This window comes from Actibacterium sp. MT2.3-13A, from assembly GCF_018139985.1.
Classification (GTDB): Bacteria; Pseudomonadota; Alphaproteobacteria; order Rhodobacterales; family Rhodobacteraceae; genus JAGSOU01.
In genome coordinates this window covers 33,792-48,920 of the sequence record NZ_JAGSOU010000020.1, presented here as the reverse complement: position 1 = coordinate 48,920, position 15,129 = coordinate 33,792, and the positions used below count along the sequence as shown (strand labels likewise).

Genomic DNA, 15,129 nt, shown 5'->3' with positions numbered 1-15,129 from the left:
GCCCGGCCGAGGCGCAAGCGTTCGGCGGCGGGCAGGGCCTGCGCCTCGCCGCCCAGCCCCCGCCGCAGCAGCGCGGCGGGCAGCACCGCGCGCTGCCGCGCCGCGCTGCGGCCCAGCCGCGGCTGCAGGTCGTCGAACAGCGCCGGCAGGTCGCCCTCGTAATAGGCGAAGTCGAGATAGGCATCGTCCTCGGGCGCGTAGCCCGTCTCCAGCACCAGCCGGGCCGGGTCCTGCAGGAAGGCGGGCCAGGCGCCGGCGACCGAGGCGACGAAGGCCCGCTGTGCCGCGCTCAGCGGCACCGGCTGCTCGGCCCCGGCGGCCTTGCGGTTGGCCTCCTCCAGCAGGGCGCCCAGCATTTCCTCCAGCGCCGCGGGCGCGCTGGCAGGATCGCTCAGCGGCGGCGGCAGCATCGGCCTCAGCGCCTCCCAGCCGCCGAGATTCTCGACGCTCAGCGCCGCGGCGGAGAGGAAAGCCACCGGCACCGGGTCGTCGCCGCCGCGCCCCTCGACCCAGAGATAGCTGAAATCGGCGGTCAGATCGACGGCGGCCAGCTGCGCCGCCTCGCCGTAGACATGCAGGCCGGCCTCGGCGCTGCTGATCTCGTAATTGATGTCGATGGTCAGCCGCGGCAGCTCGATCCGGTCGAGGCGCGCGGCCTGCAGGAGGGGGCGCATGTCCGGCGGCAGGCAGGCGCCGGGCGCGCTGCCCCCCGAGAGTTGCAGCCGCACCCGCATCCGGTCGGGATCGTCGAGCCCGCCTGATCGGATCGACAGCCGGTCGGCCGCGATCCGGCAGTCCCCCGCCGCGTCCCATTCGGGCAGGGGCCATAACTCGATCTCGGTGAGCGCGACATAGCCCGTCGCCGGGTTGACCGAGATATCGCCATAGCGCAGGTCGAGCTGCGTGCGCAGCCCCATGATGCCGGCCTGCAGCAGGTGCTCGACCACGCGCTCGGGGCGCAGGAGGTCGAGATAGGTGGGCCAGTCCTGGGCGCGGGCGCCGGCCGGTGACAGGCACAGCGCCGCGCTCAGCGCGAGGCCGGAACCGTGCAATAGGCGGGGCATGGGAAATCTCCTTTCGGGAAATGACGCGAAACGCATTCCCCGATCAGACCCCCAACCCCGCCTCGGATCAAGACGCGTTGAGCGCCGCGACCCCCGGCAGCACCTTGCCCTCCATCCATTCCAGGAAGGCGCCCCCGGCGGTGGAGATGTAGCTGAAGCTCTCCGCCGCGCCCGAACCGTTCAGCGCGGCGACCGTGTCACCGCCGCCCGCCACCGTCACCAGCTTGCCCTCGCGGGTCAGTTCGGCGGCCTGAGCGGCGGCGGCATTGGTGGCGGCGTCGAAGGGCGCGATCTCGAAGGCGCCGAGCGGGCCGTTCCAGATCAGCGTGCGGCATCTGGAAAAGACCTCCTCGATCCGCGCCACGGTCTCGGGCCCGGCATCAAGGATCATCGCGTCCGCCGGGCAGGCGTCGGCGGCGACGACCTGATGTTCGGCATGGGCCTCGAAGGCGCGCGCCACCACCACGTCGGAGGGCAGCAGGATGGCGCAGCCGGTCTTTTCGGCCTTTTCCATGATCTCGCGGGCGGTGTCGGCCATGTCATGCTCGGCCAGCGACTTGCCCACGTCGATGCCCTGCGCGGCGAGGAAGGTGTTGGCCATGCCGCCGCCGATCACCAGGTGATCGACCTTCTCCACCAGGTTGCCCAGCAGGTCGAGCTTGGTCGAGACCTTGGCGCCGCCCACGACGGCGACCACCGGGCGCGCGGGATTGCCCAGCGCCGCCTCCAGCGCCTCCAGCTCGGCCTGCATCAGCCGCCCGGCGGCGGCGGGCAGCAACCTGGCGAGGCCCTCGGTCGAGGCATGGGCGCGGTGCGCGGCCGAAAACGCGTCATTGACATAGACATCGCCCAGCGCCGCCAGCGCGGCGGTCATCATCGGATCGTTCGTCTCCTCGCCCGGATGGAAGCGGGTGTTCTCCAGCAGCAGCACATCGCCCTCGCTGAGTGCGGCCACCGCCTGTTTGGCGGGCAGGCCGATGCAGTCCTCGGCGAAGAGCACGCCGCGGCCGAGCGCGGCCTCCAGCGCGGGGATCACCACCTTGAGGCTCATCTCCGGCACGACCTTGCCCTTGGGCCGGTCGAAATGCGCCAGCAGCACCGGCTTGCCGCCCTTGGTCAGGATGTCGTTCACCGTGGGCACGATGCGCTCGATGCGGGTGGCGTCGGTCACCCGGCCGTCTTCAACCGGCACGTTGATGTCCACGCGGACCAGCACGACCTTTCCGGCCAGTTCCATGTCGTCGAGGGTTTTCCAGGCCATGCGCTCAGTCCCTTATGCCAATCGTGTCGCCACCTATTCACCCAATCGTGCCGCGTGCGTCAACCGCCGCGGCGCCAATGTGGCTTTTCTTCGCCCGCGTCCCGCTCTAGGGTCCGGCAAAACCGAAAAGGAGAACGGCATGGCCGAGATCAAGGACCCCGAAAACACCATCATCATGGAACTGAAGGACGGCCGCGTGGTGATCGAGCTGCTGCCCGACATCGCGCCCAAGCACTGCGAGCGGATGAAGGAACTGGCCCGCGCCGGCGCCTATGACAACGTGGTCTTCCACCGCGTGATCGACGGCTTCATGGCGCAGAGCGGCGACGTCAAGCACGGCAATGCCGAAAAGGATTTCGACCTGCGCCGCGCCGGCACCGGCGGCTCGGACCTGCCCGACCTGCCGGCCGAGTTCTCCGGCATCCCGCATGACCGCGGCACGCTGGGCGCGGCGCGCTCGCAGAACCCGAACTCGGCCAATTCGCAGTTCTTCATCAACTTCTCCGACAACCATTTCCTGAACCGGCAATACACGGTCTACGGCCGGGTGATCGAGGGCATGGAATTCGTCGACAACATCACCCGCGGCGAGCCGCCCGCGTCGCCGGACCGCATGATCAGCGTCAAGGTGGCCGCCGATGCGTAAGCTCGCCCTGATCCTGACGCTGGCCGCGGGTCCCGCCGCCGCCTCCGGCATCGAGATCCAGGTCGAGGGCGCGGCCAACGGCACCATCGCCATCGACCTCTACGAGGACATCGCGCCCAAACATGCCGAGCGGATCACCGCGCTCGCCGCCCAGGGCGCCTATGACGGGGTGGTCTTCCACCGCGTGATCGACGGCTTCATGGCCCAGACCGGGGACGTGGAATTCGGCAAGCTGGGCATGGACATGCGCATGGCGGGCCGCGGCGGCTCGGACCTGCCCGACCTGTCGGCCGAGTTCTCGGACCGGCCCTTCGAGCGCGGCGTGGTGGGCATGGCGCGGTCGCAGGACCCGAACTCGGCCAACAGCCAGTTCTTCATCATGTTCGCGCCGGGCCGGTTCCTCGATGGCCAGTACACGGTCGTGGGCGAGGTCACGGCGGGCATGGAAGTGGTCGATGCCATCAAGCGCGGCGAGGGCCGCAACGGCGAGGTCCTCGGCCAGCCCGATGTCATGGTGAAGGTCACGCCGGTCGACTGACCGGCCGGCAATCATGGTGAGCGGCCTGTCGGCCGCACGCCCTTTCGCGCTGCGCGCGGCGGGGGTTCGCGGCGCCGGACGCGCCGTCCCTGGCCGCCTGCTTCGGGCTGCGGCCGGGCCGCCTCCGGCGGGAGTATTTGGGCCAAGAAGAAAAAGGGGCTTCCCCCTTTCTTCTGGCCCCAAATATCCCCGCCGGAGGCAAGAAAGTCTTAATCCGCCAGCACCACCAGCGCGTGACGCTTCTTGCCCGCGCTGAGCTTTGTTGGCCCGGCCTCAAGGACGTCTCTACAGACGAACGGCACGGACGCATCTACAACTTCATCATTAACGAGTGCGGCTTTTTCGGAAATCAGACGCTTTGCGTCTTTGCCGGAGTTGGCAAGTTTGGCCTCGACGAAGAGCGTGGCTGCGGCGCAGTACATCTTGCCGGATGACGCGCCCAAGAGATCGCCTGCGAGCCAGTTCAGGTCTTTGGAACTGAGCTTGAATGTGGGCAGGTCCTCGCCCATGCCGCCCCTCTCGAACACTTCGCGCGCGGTGGCCTCGGCCGCCTCGGCCGCTTCGCGCCCGTGGCAGAGCGCGGTGACCTCGTTGGCGAGGACGATCTTGGCCTCGTTGATCCCGGCCCCTTTCAGCGCGCCGAGGCGCTCGCATTCCTCGAGAGGCAGCTCGGTGTAGAGCTTGAGGAAGCGGCCCACATCGGCGTCGGTGGTGTTGCGCCAGAACTGCCAGAACTCATAGGGGCTCAGCATGTCCTCGTTCAGCCAGACCGCGCCGTTCTGCGATTTGCCCATCTTCTTGCCGTCCGAGGTGGTCAGCAACGGCGAGGTCAGGCCGTAGACCTCGTGATCGAGCACCCGGCGCGTCAGGTCTATACCGTTGACGATGTTGCCCCACTGGTCCGAGCCGCCCATCTGCAGCCGGCAGCCGTAGCGGCGGTTGAGTTCGAGGAAGTCATAGGCCTGCAGGATCATGTAGTTGAATTCGAGGAAGGAGAGCGACTGCTCCCGGTCCAGCCGCGATTTCACGGACTCGAACGACAGCATCCGGTTGACCGAGAAATGCCGCCCGATATCGCGCAGGAACTCCAGGTAGTTCAGATTGTCCAGCCATTCGGCGTTGTTCAGCATCAGCGCGTCCGAGGGACCCTCGCCAAAGCCGACATATTTGTCGAAGACCTGCCGGATGCCGCTGATATTGGCCTCGATCTGCTCGGGCGTCAGCAGCGGGCGCTCGTCGGCGCGGAACGAGGGGTCGCCCACCTTGGTGGTGCCCCCGCCCATCAGCACGAGCGGTTTGTGCCCGCATTTCTGCAGCCAGCGCAGCATCATGATCTGGATCAGGCTGCCCACATGCAGCGATTTCGCCGTGGCGTCGAAGCCGATATAGGCCGGCACCACGCCTGCGATCAGGGCCTCGTCCAGCCCCTGATAATCGGTGCAGTCGGCCAGGAAGCCGCGCTCGATCATCACGCGCATGAAGTCTGATTTCGGGTGATAGGTCATCGGTTCTCTTGTCCATCGGGTTGGTTTCGGTCACTTCTATACCGATGGGGGCTGACGAGGGGAAGGCCATGTTGAAAACTGGCTCGGTGCGCGCGCTGGGGGCGATGTCGGGCACGTCGCTCGACGGGGTGGACGCTGCGGTGCTGGAGACCGACGGCGCGGCGATCCTCGCCTTCGGCGAGAGCGCCTATCGTCCCTACAGCGCCGCGGAGCGCAAGGTGATCGCCGCCGCGCTCGGCGCCTGGCCCGGAGAGCCCGGGGCCGAGGAGGCGGCGGAGCTGGTGGAAACCGCTCATGCCGCGCTGCTGTCGGGCTTCGATGAGGTCGATCTCGTGGGCTTTCACGGCCAGACGCTGGCCCATGATCCGCGCGGGCGCGGCACGCATCAGGCCGGCGACGGGCGCGTTCTGGCCGAGGTGCTGGGCCGCCCCGTGGTCTGGGATTTCCGAAGCGCGGACGTGCAACTGGGCGGCGAGGGCGCGCCGCTCGCGCCCTTCTTCCACTTCGCCTGCGCGAAATGGATCGGGGCGGAGGCGCCGGTCGCCTTCCTGAACCTCGGCGGCGTGGGCAATCTGACCTGGGCCGATCCGTCGAGGCCCGCGCCCGAGGCCGGGGGCGCGCTGCTGGCCTTCGACACCGGCCCCGCGAACGCGCCGCTGAACGACCTGATGCAGGCGCGCCTCGGCCGCGACTGCGACCGCGACGGGGAACTGGCCGCGCAGGGCACGCCCGACGAGACCGTGATCGAGGCGGTGCTGGCGCATCCCTATTTCCTGCGCATGCCCCCGAAATCGCTCGATCGCGACGCCTTCGGCGACCTGGCCCGCCGGGTGGCACATCTGGGCGACGCCGATGCCGCCGCCACGCTCACCGCGCTGCCCGCCGCCTGCGTCGCGCGCGGGCTGGAGCATTGCCCAGAGCCGCCCGCGCGCCTGCTCGTCACCGGCGGCGGGCGCAGGAACCCGCTGATGATGGAAATGCTGGCCGAGCGCTGCGGCCTGCCGGCGGTCCCGGTCGAGGACGTCGGCCTCGACGGCGACATGCTGGAGGCGCAGGCCTTTGCCTATCTCGCGGTGCGCGTGGCGCGCGGCCTGCCCACCTCCTGCCCCTCGACCACCGGCGTGGCCGCGGCGGTGGGCGGCGGGCAGATCAGCCGGCCACGGGCGGGCTGACCGCCATCTTCTTCTTGGCGAAAATACTCAGATCCGACCCCGCCGCGCCCCGTGACCGCCCGGGCGGGCGCGCCCCTCAGCGGGCGGGGAACAGCTGCGCCGACAGGTCCCTGAAATCCCTGGCGATCACGTTCCACGCATCCTCCGGCACCAGGTCGCTGTGCTGGCCGGGGCCGTATTCGGTGGGTCGGGGGACGAAGGCGGTTTTCAGTCCCGCCGCCCGCGCCGCGGCCAGATCGCCGTTATGGGCGGCCACCATCATCACCTGATCGGGCGTCAGCTGCAGCGCCCCGCAGGCGCCGTGATAGACCACGGGCTTCGGCTTGTAGTCCCGCGCGATTTCGGCCCCCAGGACACAGTCCCAGGGCAACCGCGCATGGCGCGACAGCCGCGTCATCAGCGCGATGGAGCCGTTGGAGCAGGGCGCGATGATCGCATGCGCCTTCAGCGCCCTCAGCCCCGGCACCACGTCGGGCCAGGGGTCCAGCCTCTCCCAGGCGCGGTTCAGTCGCTCGGGGTCGGGGCAGGTCACGCCGAAATCGGCGCAGACCCTGTGAAGGTTCTCCAGATGCAGATCGTCGAGCGCGACGTAGCCGCGGTTGCCCGACCGGATACGTTCCATCGCCGGCTGGTATTCGGCGCGCCAGGCATCGGCGAAGGCCAGCGCGTCGACCTGCGGCAATTCCCGCGTCACCTCGCGCGCGATGGAACTGCGCCAGTCCACGCAGGTGCCGAAGACGTCGAAGATGAGGGCCTGGATCATTGGCTTGTTCGTCTAGTTGATACCATCTGAGATGCATTGAAATCACATTTCTCGGACGAATACACTGATGACATGACGGATGCCGAGGGAGAACATCTCAGACGATGGGCGACGCTGATGAACCGGCGGGGCCACGCGAGTGCCTATGCGCGCGAAACAGAGGACGAGAAGAAAATTGTCGAACTGGACGTCGCGGTCACTTGGGTAGAGGCCGTGAGGCAAAGCCACGGGCTGGTGTTTTCCGGGCCGGCAATCAACCCAGAGGAACCTCCGGACATCTGGGCAGATCATGATGGCCAACGCGTGGGTATAGAACTGGCAGAGCTGGTAAATTCTTCAATTCTGAGGAAAACCAAACACGCTAACGCTGGAAAGGAATTGGGCGACAGGTTCGTGACTTCGTGCCGGGGGCGGTGGTTTTATGAAGCGCAGTGGGATGAAACGCGCTTTGGCAAGGCCCTTAACCAGCTTATCGAAAAGAAGGCAAGAAACTACGAAGGAAAAGGAATAACGGTCGACTTCCTCGTCGTTTATACCGCTGAGAACTGGCTGCTAAAAGAAGATGTGGCGCGCTGGCTGCAGGGCGTGCCGGTAAAGGAGAGTGAAGCGATCGGTGCCGTTTTCTTTATGATGGATTATCATCCGGGCGAAGAACCCGGATACCCGGTTTTCAGGGTGTATTAGGGTATCGGCTTGCGCCGATACCCTCCCAGCAAGTCAATTGTCCTATTTCAAAATCGACCGTCCCGCGTATTCGGCGGTCTCGCCCAGCATCTCCTCGATGCGGATCAGCTGGTTGTATTTCGCCAGCCGGTCCGAGCGCGACAGCGAGCCGGTCTTGATCTGGCCGCAGTTGGTGGCCACGGCGAGGTCGGCGATGGTGGCGTCCTCGGTCTCGCCCGAGCGGTGGCTCATGACGTTGGTGTAGCGGGCGCGGTGGGCCATATCCACGGCCTGCAGCGTCTCGGTCAGCGAGCCGATCTGGTTCACCTTCACCAGCATGGAGTTCGCCACGCCCTGGCGGATGCCCTCGGCCAGCCGCGCGGGGTTGGTCACGAACAGGTCGTCGCCCACCAGCTGCACCTTGTCGCCCAGCGCCTCGGTCAGGGCCTTCCAGCCCGCCCAGTCGTCCTCGGCCATGCCGTCCTCGATCGAGATGATCGGGTAGCGCGCGCAGAGGTCGGCCAGGTAGGCCACGTTCTCGTCCGAGCTCAGGACCTTGCCCTCGCCCTTCATGTCGTATTTGCCGTCTCGGAAATATTCGGTCGAGGCGCAGTCGAGCGCGAGGAAGATGTCCTCGGCCGGCTTGTAGCCCGCCTTCTCGATCGAGCGCAGGATGAAATCCAGCGCCTCGGTGGTCGAGCTCAGCGCCGGGGCAAAGCCGCCCTCGTCGCCGATCCCGGTGTTGTGGCCGGCCGCCGAGAGCTCCTTCTTCAGGGTGTGGAACACCTCGGAGCCCATGCGCACCGCGTCGCGGATATTGCCGGCGGAGACCGGCATGATCATGAATTCCTGGATGTCGATCGGGTTGTCGGCATGTTCGCCGCCGTTGATGATGTTCATCATCGGCACCGGCAGCACGCGCGCCGAGGTGCCGCCGACATAGCGGTAGAGCGGCTGCATGGTGTAATCGGCCGCCGCCTTGGCGCAGGCAAGGCTCACGCCGAGAATGGCGTTGGCGCCGAGGCGCCCCTTGTTGGCGGTGCCGTCGAGCTCGATCATCGCGGCGTCGATCGCCATCTGCTCGGTCACGTCCATGCCGGCCAGCTCTTCGGCGATCTCGCCGTTGACGGCGGCCACGGCCTCCAGAACGCCCTTGCCGAGATAGCGCGACTTGTCGCCGTCGCGCTTCTCGACCGCCTCATGCGCGCCGGTCGAGGCGCCCGAGGGCACGGCGGCGCGGCCCATGGTGCCGTCCTCCAGGATCACGTCGACCTCGACCGTCGGGTTGCCCCGGCTGTCCAGGATTTCGCGGCCGATGATGTCGATAATGGTGCTCATTGCACGCTCCCTCGCGGTCAGATGCCAGTTGTCGCGGCCTTCATAACAAGCTGGGCGCGCGCTTCAATGTCCATGTCGGCCTTGTTGGCGCAAACAGGAGCTCAGGCCGCGGCGCGGGCGCGGCGGCGGCGCAGCTGCGCCTCGCGCGCGAAGGTGTAGAGCCCCGATCCGATGATCAGCGCGGCGCCGGCCAGCGTCCAGGCGTCGGGGTGCTCGCCGAAGACCAGCGTGCCGATGATCAGCGCGAACACCAGCCGGGCGTAGCGGAACGGCGTGACGACCGACACCTCGCCCATCCGCATCGCCGCGACGATCGCGTAATAGGAGGTCACCCCGAATCCCAGCGCGCCCGCCAGCCGCAGCGCGGTCGGGCCGGGAATGGGCTGCAGCGTCTCGGGGCTGACCGCCAGCAGCACCGCGCCCAGCGGCACCAGCGTGGCGAAGCCATAGGTCGAGAGCTGCATGGTGGTGACGTTGCGCGGCGTGGCGCGGGTGGCCAGGTCGCGCAGCGCGAGGCCGACCACCGCCTGCACCGCAAACAGCGAGGCGGGCTCGAACCCCGAGAGGCCGGGACGGATCACCATCAGCACCCCGAAAAAGCCGATACCGATCGCGCTCCAGCGGCGCCAGCCGACCTGTTCGCCCAGGAACAGCGCCGCGCCCAGCGTCACCGCCAGCGGCGTCGCTTGCAGGATCGCCGAGGCGCTGGACAGCGGCGTCATCGCGATGGCCAGCACGAAACCCATCGTGCCGATCACCTCGCCGGCGTTGCGCAGCAGCACGGGGCGGGTGAACAGGTCGCGCGAGATCAGCCGGGCGCCCTGGCGCAGCGCCAGCGCCGCGAAGATCACCGCGCCCCCCGTGCCCAGCACCAGCAGGATCTGGCCGATGGGCAGGGTGGCGCTGACATGCTTAATGAACATGTCCTCCAGCGCGAACCCGGCCATCGCGGCCACCATCAGCAGAATGGCTCTCAGGTTATCCATTGTCTTGCTCCGCCCGGGACGCGCCGCTGCGGCGGCCGCGGGTTATCAGGTAGATGCCACTGGCGACGATCAGCGCCGCGCCCAGCAGCATGGGGCCATCCGGCGACTCGCCGAACAGTCCTGCCGCAAGCGCCAGGGCAAACACAAGCCGGCTGTAGCGGAACGGCGCCACCAGCGAGACCTCCCCCAGCCGCATCGCCGCGGTCAGCGCGTAATAGGCGCCGCAGCCGGTCACCACCGCGGCCCCCAGCAGCCCGGCCTGCGCCGCGCCGGGCCATTGGCGGGGCGCGTCGAACAGGCTCATCCCCAGTCCGGTGGGGATCAGCACGGCAAAGCCGAGGACGGCGAGTTGCAGGTTGGACAGCGCCGGGGGCGCGGCGCGCGTGGCCAGGTCGCGCCCGGCGAAGCCGACCATGCCGATCACCGCGAACAGCGCCGTGGCGGAGAAGCCTTCCAGCCCAGGGCGCAGCACGATCAGCACCCCGGCGAAGCCCACCGCCATCGCGCTCCAGCGCCGCCAGCCCACGGTTTCGCCCATGAACAGCACCGCCCCCAGCGTCACCACCAGCGGCGTCGCCTGCAGGATGACCGAGGCGCTGGACAGGCTGGCCTGGGTGATGGCCAGGAAATAGCCCACCCGGCCGGTGACCTCGAACAGCGCGCGCAGCCCCATCAGGCGGGTCAGCATATCCGGGCTCAGCACCGGCTGGCGGGCCGCCGCGGTCAGCGCCGCGAAAATCGCGGTGCCGCCCACCCCGAACACGGCGACCACCAGCCCGAGGCCCAGCCCCCCGGCGGCGCGCTTGATCAGCGCGTCTTCCAGCGCGAAGCCGGCCATCGCGAGGATCATCAGCCCGATGCCGCGCAAGTTGTCCATGAAATCCGCAATCCGTGAGACGCCGGTCCGGCCCGGCCCGGCCAGCTAAGGCCGAAGCGCGCCGGGCGCAAGGGGAACGCCCCGCGACGGCGCGCATTTTTCGGGAGGCGCGCGGCGGCACGATCGGGGATCGGCCGGGTGCCGCGGCTCAGCGCTTGCGGATCGGCACGCCGTAGAGCTCCAGCTTGTGGCCCTTCAGCCGGTAGCCCAGGCGTTCCGCGATCTTCTCCTGCAGCGCCTCGATCTCGGGGTCGCAGAACTCGATCACCTCGCCGCTGTTCATGTCGATCAGGTGGTCGTGGTGCTCGCGCTCGGCATCCTCGTAGCGGGCGCGCCCGTCGCCGAATTCGACCTTCTCCAGGATCCCGGCCTCCTCGAACAGCTTGACCGTGCGGTAGACCGTGGCGATGGAGATCCGCGGGTCCACCGCGGTGGCGCGGGCGTAGAGCTCCTCCACGTCGGGGTGGTCGTCGGCGCCTTCCAGCACCTGCGCGATCACGCGGCGCTGTTCGGTCATGCGCAGGCCCTTGGCCTCGCAGCGGGAGGTGATCGTGTCGCGCATGGGCGTCCCTTTCGTCGTTCCGGGGATGCGGTTCTAGGTCATGGCGGGCGCCGGGGAAAGCCTGCTTTCGCCTTACATCAGCTCGGGCGTGCGGCCCAGCCTCCGCGCCAGCGGCGCGATGGTCAGCCCCTGCACGATGATCGAGAACACCACCACCAGGTAAGTTGCGGTCAGGATAAGCGGTTTCCACGCGCCGTCCGGCAAGCTGAGCGCCAGCGCGACCGAGATCCCGCCCTTCAGCCCGCCCCAGGTCATGATCGGGATCACGTCGCGCCCGAAGGCGCGGAAGGGGCGGAGCATCAGCACCGGCACCGCCACCGCCAGCAGCCGCGCCACCAGCGCCAGCGGAATGGCGAAGGCCGCCGCCGCCAGGTAGGAGGCGTCGAAGGCCACCGCGAAGACCTCGATCCCGATCAGCAGGAACAGCACCGCGTTCAGGATCTCGTCCACCATCTTCCAGAAGGCATCGACATAGTCGCGGGTCTGCTGGCTCATCCCGTATTTCATGCCGACATGGCCGATCATCAGCCCGGCCACCACCGCCATGATCGGGGCCGAGACGTGCCAGGCGATGGCCAGTTCGTAGCCGCCGAAGGCCAGCGCCAGCGTGATCAGCACCTCCAGCGTGTAATCGTCGATCCGCTTCATCACCTGGAAGGTGGCCCAGCCCAGCGCCGCGCCCAGCGCCGCGCCGCCGAAGGCCTCCTGCACGAAAAGAAAGAGCGCGGCCAGCGCCGCGTTGCCCTCATCGGCCCCATGCGCCCCGCCGCCGGTGAAGGCCAGCCCGACCAGCACCAGGAAGACCACATAGGCCACGCCGTCGTTGAACAGGCTCTCGCCCGCGATCTTGGTCTCGAGCGAGCGGCGCAGGTTGGCCTCGCGCAGCACGCCCAGCACCGCCACCGGGTCGGTCGGCGAGACGATCGCGCCGAACACCAGCGCCACCAGCAGCGGCATGCCCGTCATCCAGTAAAAGCCGACCCCGACCACCGCCACCGACAGGCCGACGCCCAGCGTCGCCATCAACAGCACGACCCAGGCTTGCGCGCGCAGCTCCTCCATCTTCACATGCAGGGCGCCGGCGAACAGCAGCAGCCCCAGCATCCCCTCCAGCAGCGCGTCGGAGAAGTCGATCTCCAGCACCATCGCGCGCAGGGTCTCGGCCAGCGCGATGCCCGGGATCAGCGCATCGAGCGCCAGCGCGGCGAAGGACGCCGCCAGGGCCACGATCAGGATGCCGATCGCCTGCGGCAGGCGCAGGAGGAAATAATTGATGCAGCCGAAGACGGCCGCCAGAACGATCAGGAGCGAGGCGATTTGCAGAACGGTCACGGGCGCGGCCTCCGAAATGCGTTTGCCCCCGGTTTAGCACGGGGCTAGAGGGCTGACGAGGCAGCAAAAGACCAGGAGGGCGCATGCCGCGCAAGGATCACATGGATGCGGCCGGTGCGCTGGCGCTGGTGGGCTTCTCGGCGCTGATGGGGATCAACCAGGTCGTCGTGAAGCTGGTGAACGAGGGGTTGCAGCCGGTGTTCTTCGCCGGGCTGCGGTCGGGCCTTGCGGTGCTGTGCATCGCCGGCTGGATGCTGCTGCGCGGCCTCCCGCTGCGCCCTGCGCGCGGCACGGTGGGGGCGGGGCTGCTGATCGGCGCGGTCTTCTCGGCCGAATTCCTGCTGCTGTTCCTCGCGCTGGACCTGACCACGGTGTCCCGCACCGCCGTCATATTCTATTCCATGCCGGTCTGGCTGGCGGTGGCGGCGCATTTCCTGCTGCCGGGCGAGAAGATCACCGCGCGCAAGGCCGGCGGTCTGGCGCTGGCCATGGCCGGCGTGGCCTGGGCGATCCTGGCGCGCGGGGCCGGCAATGGCGAGGCGAGTCTGGCGGGCGACCTCTGCGCGCTGGCGGCGGCAATGTTCTGGGCGGGGATCGCGCTCTGCGCGCGCGGCACGGCGCTGAGGGCCGAGCGGCCGGAGATGCAGCTGATGTGGCAGGTGGGGGTTTCGGCCCCCGTGCTGCTGATCGCGGCGCCCTTCTTCGGGCCGCTGATCCGCGATCTGCAGCCCATCCACCTGTGGGGGCTGGGGTTCCAGGCGGTGGTGGTGGTCAGCTTCGGCTTCATCGCCTGGCTGTGGCTGCTCGGCGTCTATCCCGCCGCCAGCGTGGCGAGCTTCAGTTTTCTCGGGCCGGTCTTCGGTGTTGGCTTCGGCTGGCTCCTGCTGGGCGAGGGCATCGGCCCCGCGCTCTGGGGGGCGCTGGCGCTGGTGGCGCTGGGGCTGGTGCTGATCAACCGGCCCGCGCGCTCCTAGGTTCCGCAGAAGGTGGCGGTGACCCGCTCCTCCGGCGTCGGCGGGGTCCGGTAGGGCGCGTTTTCCGAGCTCTCCTCGAAGGGATGCGCGAGGACCTTCGCAAGCTGCTCAAACGGCGCGAAATCGCCCCGCAATCCGGCCCGGATGACCTCTTCCACGCGGTGATTGCGCGGGATGACCACGGGGTTCGCCGCGCGCATCCGGGCCCCGGCGCCCTCGGGTTCGCGCGCCAGGCGCGCCTTCCAGTCCACCGCCCACGCATCGTAGGCATCGGGCTGCGGGAACTGGTCGCGCGCGGTGCCGTCCGCCAGCGCGCGGAAGGTGTTGGTGAAATCCGCCCCCGTCGCCGCCATGCGGTCGAGCAGGGTGTGGATCAACTGCGCGTCGCCCGCCTCGGCATTCGCCAGCCCGATCTTGGGGCCGAACACGGCCAGCCATTCGGCGGTGAAGCGCGTGGGGAAATCGTGCAGCACGGCGGTCGCGCGGTCGATCGCCTCCTGCGTCGCGCCGCCCATCAGCGGCAGCAGGCTCGACGCCAGTTGCGCCAGGTTCCACAGCGCGATATCGGCCTGCCTGTCGAAGGCGTAGCGGCCGTATTGGTCGATGGAGCTGAACACCGTCTGCGGGTGGTAGCGGTCCATGAAGGCGCAGGGGCCGTAGTCGATGGTCTCGCCCGAGACCGCCATGTTGTCGGTGTTCATCACCCCGTGGATGAAGCCGACGCCCATCCACTGCGCCACCAGGCGCGCCTGTTTCGCCACCACGGCCTCCAAGAGGCCCAGCGGGCCGTCGGCGTCCGGGTAGTGGCGGGCGATCACATAGTCGCTGAGCGCTTTCAGCGCCTCGGCGTCATTGCGGGCGGCGAAATACTGGAAGGTGCCGACGCGGATATGGCTCGCGGCCACGCGGGTCAGCACCGCGCCGGGAAAGGCACCCTCGCGCCGGACGGCCTCGCCCGTCTTGACGGCGGCCAGCGCCCGCGTGGTGGGGATGCCCAGCGCATGCATGGCCTCGGAGACCAGATATTCGCGCAGCACCGGCCCCAGCCAGGCCCGCCCGTCGCCCATGCGCGAATAGGGCGTGGGGCCCGAGCCCTTGAGCTGGATGTCGCGGCGCCGGCCGTTCCGGTCTACCACCTCGCCCAGCAGGATCGCGCGCCCGTCGCCCAACTGCGGCGAGAAGCCCCCGAACTGATGCCCGGCATAGACCTGCGCGAGGGGCGTCGCGCCTTCGGGCACCAGGTTGCCGGCCAGCATCTGCACGCCCTCGGCACTGCCGAGCGTCTCGGGGTCCAGGCCCAGTTCCAGGGCCAGCGCCTCGTTCAGCTTCACCAGCGCGGGCGCGGCCACGGGGGTGGGCGCCATCGCGGTGTAAAAGCGCGCGGGCAGGGTGGCGTAGCTGTTCTCAAGTTTCAGGTGCAGGGTCATGGGGTGAATATAGGTCCGCAG

15 protein-coding genes are annotated in these 15,129 nt (G+C 68.6%); 5 read left to right on the top strand and 10 right to left on the bottom strand.

Annotated features, from left to right (window positions below; all coding sequences use genetic code 11):
• Positions 1-1,064: hypothetical protein (locus KCI33_RS15315; protein WP_212525678.1), on the bottom strand; the 1,064-nt coding region annotated here is incomplete at its 3' end.
• A gap of 67 nt (positions 1,065-1,131) precedes the next feature.
• Positions 1,132-2,325, bottom strand: a complete 1,194-nt coding sequence (locus KCI33_RS15310; RefSeq protein ID WP_212525677.1) for a phosphoglycerate kinase — start codon at positions 2,323-2,325, stop codon at positions 1,132-1,134.
• A gap of 139 nt (positions 2,326-2,464) precedes the next feature.
• Here KCI33_RS15310 and KCI33_RS15305 point away from each other — a divergent pair, with 139 nt between their 5' ends.
• Together KCI33_RS15305 and KCI33_RS15300 are read left to right on the top strand one after the other, a co-directional pair.
• Entirely contained in the window at positions 2,465-2,971 is a 507-nt protein-coding gene (locus KCI33_RS15305; RefSeq protein WP_212525676.1) for a peptidylprolyl isomerase, read from the top strand.
• Positions 2,964-3,509, top strand: coding sequence for a peptidylprolyl isomerase (locus tag KCI33_RS15300; RefSeq protein WP_212525675.1), 546 nt, complete (start codon positions 2,964-2,966; stop codon positions 3,507-3,509). Before KCI33_RS15305 ends, KCI33_RS15300 begins: the two co-directional genes overlap by 8 nt.
• A 209-nt stretch (positions 3,510-3,718) precedes the next feature.
• Here the strand turns inward: KCI33_RS15300 and tyrS are convergent, their stop codons facing one another.
• A complete protein-coding gene (gene tyrS, locus KCI33_RS15295) occupies positions 3,719-5,014 on the bottom strand; it encodes a tyrosine--tRNA ligase (RefSeq protein ID WP_212525674.1) in 1,296 nt (431 codons plus the stop codon).
• 68 nt (positions 5,015-5,082) lie between these two features.
• Between tyrS and KCI33_RS15290 the strand changes: the two genes are divergently transcribed.
• A complete protein-coding gene (locus KCI33_RS15290) occupies positions 5,083-6,186 on the top strand; it encodes an anhydro-N-acetylmuramic acid kinase (RefSeq protein ID WP_212525673.1) in 1,104 nt (367 codons plus the stop codon).
• A 76-nt stretch (positions 6,187-6,262) separates the two neighbouring features.
• On the opposite strand, the gene KCI33_RS15285 is transcribed toward KCI33_RS15290, so the two are convergent.
• The gene (locus tag KCI33_RS15285; RefSeq protein WP_212525672.1) at positions 6,263-6,949 is read right to left on the bottom strand and encodes a haloacid dehalogenase type II; all 687 of its coding nucleotides are present in this window, start codon (positions 6,947-6,949) and stop codon (positions 6,263-6,265) included.
• Positions 6,950-6,985: 36 nt separating this feature from the next.
• Here KCI33_RS15285 and KCI33_RS15280 point away from each other — a divergent pair, with 36 nt between their 5' ends.
• Entirely contained in the window at positions 6,986-7,633 is a 648-nt protein-coding gene (locus KCI33_RS15280) for a hypothetical protein (protein WP_212525671.1), read from the top strand.
• A 42-nt stretch (positions 7,634-7,675) separates the two neighbouring features.
• On the opposite strand, the gene eno is transcribed toward KCI33_RS15280, so the two are convergent.
• The 5 genes from eno to KCI33_RS15255 all read right to left on the bottom strand — a co-directional run bounded on the left by eno (position 7,676) and on the right by KCI33_RS15255 (position 12,707).
• Positions 7,676-8,950, bottom strand: a complete 1,275-nt coding sequence (gene eno, locus KCI33_RS15275) for a phosphopyruvate hydratase (protein ID WP_212525670.1) — start codon at positions 8,948-8,950, stop codon at positions 7,676-7,678.
• Positions 8,951-9,051: 101 nt separating this feature from the next.
• Positions 9,052-9,936, bottom strand: a complete 885-nt coding sequence (locus KCI33_RS15270) for a DMT family transporter (RefSeq protein WP_212525669.1) — start codon at positions 9,934-9,936, stop codon at positions 9,052-9,054.
• Positions 9,929-10,813 (bottom strand): DMT family transporter, encoded by an 885-nt coding sequence (locus tag KCI33_RS15265; protein WP_212525668.1) that lies wholly within the window; start codon positions 10,811-10,813, stop codon positions 9,929-9,931. Before KCI33_RS15265 ends, KCI33_RS15270 begins: the two co-directional genes overlap by 8 nt.
• Before the next feature lie 148 nt (positions 10,814-10,961).
• Complete coding sequence (locus KCI33_RS15260; protein WP_212525667.1) at positions 10,962-11,375, bottom strand: Fur family transcriptional regulator; 414 nt, start codon at positions 11,373-11,375, stop codon at positions 10,962-10,964.
• 72 nt (positions 11,376-11,447) lie between these two features.
• Positions 11,448-12,707, bottom strand: coding sequence for a sodium:proton antiporter (locus KCI33_RS15255; RefSeq protein ID WP_212525666.1), 1,260 nt, complete (start codon positions 12,705-12,707; stop codon positions 11,448-11,450).
• 83 nt (positions 12,708-12,790) lie between these two features.
• Here KCI33_RS15255 and KCI33_RS15250 point away from each other — a divergent pair, with 83 nt between their 5' ends.
• The gene (locus KCI33_RS15250) at positions 12,791-13,681 is read left to right on the top strand and encodes a DMT family transporter (RefSeq protein ID WP_212525665.1); all 891 of its coding nucleotides are present in this window, start codon (positions 12,791-12,793) and stop codon (positions 13,679-13,681) included.
• Here KCI33_RS15250 and KCI33_RS15245 read toward each other — a convergent pair.
• Positions 13,678-15,108, bottom strand: coding sequence for a protein adenylyltransferase SelO (locus tag KCI33_RS15245; protein WP_212525664.1), 1,431 nt, complete (start codon positions 15,106-15,108; stop codon positions 13,678-13,680). The genes KCI33_RS15250 and KCI33_RS15245 overlap by 4 nt on opposite strands.
• Between the last annotated feature and the right edge of the window lie 21 nt (positions 15,109-15,129).